5 protein-coding genes are annotated in these 6,649 nt (G+C 45.9%); 3 read left to right on the forward strand and 2 right to left on the reverse strand.

Annotated elements, in window-relative coordinates; translation table 11 throughout:
* The 3 genes from ACJ751_RS18340 to ACJ751_RS18350 all read left to right on the forward strand — a co-directional run.
* Window positions 1-1,519: TonB-dependent receptor domain-containing protein (locus tag ACJ751_RS18340; RefSeq protein ID WP_407746972.1), on the forward strand; the 1,519-nt coding region annotated here is incomplete at its 5' end.
* A 21-nt stretch (window positions 1,520-1,540) separates the two neighbouring features.
* Complete coding sequence (locus ACJ751_RS18345; RefSeq protein ID WP_407746973.1) at window positions 1,541-3,343, forward strand: RagB/SusD family nutrient uptake outer membrane protein; 1,803 nt, start codon at window positions 1,541-1,543, stop codon at window positions 3,341-3,343.
* A gap of 15 nt (window positions 3,344-3,358) precedes the next feature.
* Window positions 3,359-5,470, forward strand: a complete 2,112-nt coding sequence (locus ACJ751_RS18350) for a glycoside hydrolase family 97 protein (protein WP_407746974.1) — start codon at window positions 3,359-3,361, stop codon at window positions 5,468-5,470.
* 62 nt (window positions 5,471-5,532) lie between these two features.
* On the opposite strand, the gene ACJ751_RS18355 is transcribed toward ACJ751_RS18350, so the two are convergent.
* Complete coding sequence (locus tag ACJ751_RS18355) at window positions 5,533-6,123, reverse strand: hypothetical protein (protein WP_407746975.1); 591 nt, start codon at window positions 6,121-6,123, stop codon at window positions 5,533-5,535.
* 71 nt (window positions 6,124-6,194) lie between these two features.
* A partial coding sequence (locus ACJ751_RS18360; protein ID WP_407746976.1) for a GNAT family N-acetyltransferase occupies window positions 6,195-6,649 on the reverse strand: 455 nt, incomplete at its 5' end.

Raw genomic sequence — 6,649 nt, forward strand, 5'->3', positions numbered from 1 at the left:
GGGTTTGATAAAATCATTTTTTGGCAGGGTCAACTATAATTATAAAGGCCGCTATTATCTCACGGGTTCCGTACGGCAGGATGCCAACTTCACGGTATTCGGGCCCAACAAACAACGCGGCGTGTTCAGCGCTTTCTCGGCCGGCTGGAATATCAGCGAAGAAAACTTCTTTACGCCATTAAGATCGACACTGAGCCGCTTAAAATTGCGTGGCAGTTATGGTACGCTGGGAAACAGCAATATTCCGCCTTATACCTATGTTGCTGCGTATAGTTCCTTTGCTGGCCCCAATGGATTAGGTTCGCTGTCAGGCGCGAATTTTGCACCCGGTGGCCCATTGGATATTGGCGTAACGGTTAATGCCATTCCTAACCCCAACCTGCATTGGGAAACTGTGTATGAAACCAACCTGGGATTAGATGGAGAAGCGCTGAATGGCAAAGCCTATTTCACGGTTGAATACTATACACGCGATACAAAAGATATGTTGTATGCCCTGCCGGTTGCCTTGAGCTCCGGTTATACAGCGCCTTATTTTACAAATATTGGTAAGGTAAACAGCAGAGGGGTTGATGTGCTGCTCGGCTACCGTGGCAAGGTTTCTGACTTTGGTTTCGACGTTAGTGTGAACGGCGGGTTTAATAAAAACAAAGTGATAGACCTGAGTGGTATTGCCAATGACAAACTGTTCGATGGGTATAACTATTATTCTACTGGCGATGCGGGTTTCAGTGTGATGTCGAACCAGAGCATTACCGTTACCAAAGCCGGTTTGCCATTCGGTTCTTTTTATGGCTATAAAGTGCTTGGGATGTTTAAAACCGATGCAGAAGCGGCTGCTGCCACTGCTCAACCTGGTGCAAAGGCCGGCGACCTGATCTTTGCACACGATGATAAAAATGGTAAAACCATTTCGCCCGACGATCGCCAGGTAATTGGTAATCCCAATCCAAAATTTGTATACGGCGCCAACATCCGACTTAACTACAAAGGATTTGATGCATCGTTGTTATTCAATGGCGTGGCTGGTGTTGATATTTTCAATGGGGTGAAAGCTTATGAAATGTATCCATTCGCCGATGGAAATACTACCAGCAAAGTGTTTGGCGCTTCTTTCCTCGGTGATAACCAGTTGACCGGTCAGCCTCGCCTTGGTATTAAGAACAACGATGGTACGTTCACGCTGGATCCCAATAAGAACTACACCTCCGTGAACAGTTACTTTGTTGAAAAAGGCGATTACCTGAAATTAAAAAACCTGCAGGTGGGCTATACGTTCAATCAGCCGCTGTTGCAAAAGGCAGGTATTAAAACCGTCCGCGTATTTGTAATGGCCAATAACCTGTTTGTGATTACAAAATATTCAGGGCTCGATCCTGAATTGGGAAGCGCTTATTCAGCAGCTGCTATGTCGGGTTTTGTGGGCAATGCAATCGGCGTTACTACCCGCGGGTTGGATGCCGTGTCGCAATACCCGCAGGTGAAGTTATATTCAGCAGGCATCGATATAAATTTTTAGCCATCGTTAAAAATAATTACCATGTTCAAAAAAATAAACGTCATAATACTAGGCTTTGCTATTCTCGCAGGATGTACAAAAGATCCCGGACTGGTTGCGCCTGCCGACAGCTATTCCACCACTAACTTTCCTGCCAGCCTGAACGATTTGAACAGTGTGCTGGCGCCCTGCTATTCCAATTTACGCGATGCGAATTTGTTTGGCTTTCATTTATGGCCAAAAGCTTTGTCGAACGCCACGCATACTGCCAACAGTGTGTATGACGGCGATCCTTCCTGGAACGAAATGGCGGCTACCAATATAAGCATCAATAATCAGTACGTTCAGGAAGCCTGGACAAGCTTTTATACTGGTATTAAAAACTGCAATGTGGCATTACAGGGCGTTGATTTTTATATGACGCATTCCGGTAAACCGCAGGACCAGCCAACCGCCGACCTGGTAAAAGGACAGGCCTATTTTTTACGGGCCTACTATTATTTTAACCTGGAATGTTTGTTTGGCGAAAGTTATCTGACCCCGACATCCGGGGCCGATAAAAAAGGCATTCCCATTTTCAGTGAACTGCCAACTAACCTGGAAGGAACGCAAAAAACACGCAGTACAGTAAAAGAAGTGTGGGACCTGATCGTAAGTGATTTAAAAACGTCTGCACAGTTGTTGAAAGGAAAAAACTGGACGGGCAACGATAAAGGAAGGATCAGCGAATGGGCCGCCAAATCGTTGCTGGGCAAAGCTTATGTGTTTATGCAGAACTGGGATGATGCGAAGACCGTGTTGAAAGATGTGATCGATAACAGCGGCAAGACCTTGATGCCTTATGCAAAATACCGCGATGCATTTATTGGTCTCGATGCCAATGAGTTCAATGAAGAATCGATCTTTGAACTGAATATTGACCAGGATTCAAAAGGCAATTATGGCGTCTATGGCAATACCCCCAATGCAACTGCCATCAATGGGTTGATCTGGTGCCCCTGGGCCCTGGGCAATGATGGCACCGAAGGCGCATCCAATCCCCTGGGATATGGCAATGAGATCATTCACGACAAAAACGTCTTGCGTTTCGGGTTCAACCTGGGTACTTATAAATTGGTGACCAATCCTGCGTTCGACCCCAATAAACCTAAAAGCTATACCAACCCCGAAAAAATAATGGACCCTGCGTATAAACTGCAATCCTTACAGGCAAGAACCAATCAAACCTGTGATCCGCGGTTGTTTGTAAATGCGCTGCAGCCCTGGCTCGATTCAGTAAAATATGATGGCAGGAACTGGTTCCCGGTATCCATGCCTGCTTTCTGGGCCAACCAGACAAACCGGTATGGCTGGAGCTTTAGAAAGTATGCACCCATTTTCAATAATATCAACAACACAGGCCCGGCTGATGCGTGGAACTATTACCTGATACGACTGGCAGATGTGTATTTGTTATATGCAGAAGCCGAAAAAGGAACGAACGATAATGCTACCGCCCTGGAGTACCTGAACAAAACAAAACGCCGGGCTTATGGTTACCCCGTAAATGCGGCCTCACCGGTTGATTATACCAGTTTAACCGGTTCTACAGTGGCTATTGGCGATCCGGTATTAGGGAATAACCCGTTGTACTATGAGCGTTTTGCTGAATTGTTCAACGAAGGCGGCTGGTGGTTTGATGTGTGTCGCTGGCGTATCGGGGCTTCAGAAGCCGCGTATTACGAAACCGCTATGAATGTTACTGGTAACCTCGCATGGAAAGATAAAACCTACAGCTGGCCCATTCCATTGTCAGAGTTCAATTCAAACCCCAAAATGGCCGGACAACAGAATGCCGGTTATTAAAAACTGATACAACACATGATGATACCCGTAAAGACCAGTATCGTATTAATATTCCTGTTGCTTTCCGTTGTAGTTTATGCAAGTCCACCGTTGGAGATAAGCAGGGAAAAAGTGAAGCTGCAGTTTTTTATAGATGAGCAGGGACGGCCGGTGTATGCCGTTTTGTTCAATGGCCGCGATGTAGTGAAACCCTCCGCACTGGGTTTTATGCTCGAAACAGATTCCCTGTTTTATAAAAACTTTTCCCTGGTAAATGTTGACCGGAAAGTAGTGGATGAAACCTGGAAACCGGTTTGGGGAGAATGCAGTACCATTCGCAACAACTATGAACAACTCACCGTTCACCTGAAACATGGTTCAGGAAAACTGCTTGATATTGTGTTTCGTGTTTTTGCCGATGGAGTAGGGTTCCGCTATGAATTTCCCAGGCAAACAGGCCTTGTTTATTTTGTTGTAAAAGAAGAGTGCACGCAGTTTCATTTGGCCGGTAACCATAAAGCATTCTGGATCCCCGGCGATTTTGATACCAATGAATACGCCTATACTACTTCGTTGCTTAGTGAAGTGAACAATGCACCGGTTGTACAGGCGGCCACAGATATTGCCGTTCGTACGGTAACCGATTCGCTGGCGGTGCAAACACCGTTAATGATGAAGACGGCCGATGGACTCTACATCAATATACATGAAGCCGCCCTGTTGAATTACCCGGCCATGCAATTGCATGTTGATAAAAAGGAGTTCATATTAACATCGACCCTGGTGCCGGATGCCTGTAATAACAAAGCCTACCTGCATGCACCTGCGCATACGCCCTGGCGCACGCTACTCGTGAGTGATAAAGCAGCGGACATCCTGGCGTCAAAAACGATCCTCAACCTGAACGACCCACCGGCTTCGCCCAATCTGTCGTGGATAAAACCCATGAAATTCGTGGGCGTGTGGTGGGAAATGCAAACCGGCAAAAGCACCTGGAATTATTCTGACTATGCCGATAGCACCAACGCCAATGGGCAATTGATCCCCAATGGCCGGCACGGCGCCAATACCGCCAATGTAAAACGGTATATTGATTTTGCAGCAAAGAACAAGATCGGTGGCGTGCTGGTAGAAGGCTGGGACCGGGGCTGGGAAGACTGGTTTGGCAACTGGAAGGAAAATGTGTTTGATTTTGTTACGCCATACCCTGATTTTGATGTAAAGGAAATTACGGAGTATGCACGGTCCAAAGGCGTGACTATGATCATGCACCATGAAACGTCGGGGTCTGCCACCAATTACGAACGGCAGCTCGATACGGCTTTCCGGTTCATGCAACAATTCGGTTACCCTGCCGTGAAAACCGGGTATGTGGGCCGTATTGTTCCGCGGGGTGAACACCACGATGGACAGTGGATGGTAAATCATTATGAACGGGTGCTGCAGCAAGGCATGCGCTATCATGTAATGGTGGATGCGCATGAACCGCCAAGACCGACAGGACTGCAACGCACCTATCCCAACTTCATGGCCTGTGAAGCTGCCCGGGGTAATGAATACCATGCCTTCAGCAATGGAAATCCGCCGGATCATGAAACCGTTTTACCATTTACCCGGTTGATGGGTGGGCCAATGGATTACACACCGGGCATTTTTAAACTAAAGGGTTATGTACCAGGCATGCCAGACCGCTCGGTGCATTCCACGCTAACCAAACAACTGGCTTTGTATGTTACCTTGTTCAGTCCGGTTGAAATGGCGGCCGACCTGCCGGAGAATTATGAAGCCAAACCCGATGCCTTTCAGTTTATAAAAGATGTACCCGTTGATTGGGATACTACCCGAATTCTGGAAGCGGAACCAGGCGATTATATAACCATTGCACGCAAGGGAAAGGGAACGAACAACTGGTTCGTTGGCGCCATCACGGATGAGCATGCGCGAACAACAACCCTCTTGTTGAACTTTTTGGAGAAAGGAAAAAAATACAAAGCAACCCTGTATGAAGATGGGGTGGGTGCTAACTGGAAAACAGATCCCGAAGCCTATTCCATCAGAACTCTACTGGTTGATAGCAATACCAAACTGAAGCTTTCCCTCGCCGCAGGCGGCGGTACAGCTATCAGTCTTATGCAGATTGAACAGTAGTCGTCTCGCCTTACACAAAAGCCCCTGATCCCGGCTTAGCCGGGACGGAGGGCTTTTTAAATTTATACCCTTTTCCAGGAAACGCCATTCATATCTATGATCTCAATAAATCCAGCGCCCTGGTCGTACCAGGCTTTGTCGAACCGGGTGAACGGATCTACCATATCAGATGAAGGCACAGCCGGCGTTACCGTTGTATATGTTAATCCACTCACCGTTTTCTGGTTAAAGGAAGCATTGTTTTCAATAGCAGCCAGGTTAAGCAGCTGTCCTTTCATGGAAGTCCAAAGAATGTTACACCGCAATTTATCTGGGTCATTACTCTGATACTCTTTATAAAAGTAAACAACAATGGAATCGTCGGCTGATTTTAAAGTTACCTTGTAAGATTGGGTATAGGCTATGATCGTAGAGGTAGTGTCTCTAAACTCTGGTTGGAGAAAATTTTGTTCTATCAGCATGACTTTGTAAACCATGCTGTCGCCTTTGTCATTTTTGAATTTCCAATCCTGACCAGGAAAATAAATAAACCATTTTTTATTTTCCTGGGTAAAGGTAAGGTGCGGCGTAGCTTTTTTATTATCGACCTTTTCTTTTTCTTTTTTACAGGCAAACAGAGTGACCAGGATAATTATAGGTAGTAAAAACTTCATATGATAAGGTTTACTACTAATTTAAACCTAAGTCTACTTTTGAAAGGGCTATGAATTGTTAAAGTTAATTATTACGAAATATCCTTCGACATACAAACGCTATTTTCAACGTTTTCATATTGCCCGAAGTTTTTGATGCGGGTATAGCCTGCCTTTTCGTACAACCGGATGGCTTCGGGTTGCTTTTTGCCGGTTTCCAGAACAGTGGTTGGATAATTTAATTCTGCCGCCCATAACTCCAACTCCTTCAAAATATACAGGCCAATACTTTTACCTCTATAGGCCGGTTTAACATACATGCGTTTTATCTCTACCGACTTATCGTCATATTCTTTAAAGGCGCCACAACCGATCGGTTGATCGTCGAGGTAGCAAACTACTGCATGTTTTATGTTTACGATCTTGTTATACTGGTCATAGAAAGCATGTTCTGCGCCATCACGTATCGCCAGGTCTGCATCCAGTTGTTTTACCAGGTCCTGAAAGTCTGCATTGTTGGAATCGGTTCTTTGAAAGGTTGTCATGA

Origin of the sequence: Niastella sp. (assembly GCF_045805085.1) — a bacterium.
Classification (GTDB): Bacteria; Bacteroidota; Bacteroidia; order Chitinophagales; family Chitinophagaceae; genus Niastella.

Excerpts from the sequence above, each read along its gene's own strand:
- ACJ751_RS18355 (WP_407746975.1), bottom strand. The coding sequence starts at position 6,123 with ATGAAGTTTTTACTACCTATAATTATCCTGGTCACTCTGTTTGCCTGT.
- ACJ751_RS18345 (WP_407746973.1), top strand. The coding sequence starts at position 1,541 with ATGTTCAAAAAAATAAACGTCATAATACTAGGCTTTGCTATTCTCGCA.
- ACJ751_RS18350 (WP_407746974.1), top strand. The coding sequence starts at position 3,359 with ATGATGATACCCGTAAAGACCAGTATCGTATTAATATTCCTGTTGCTT.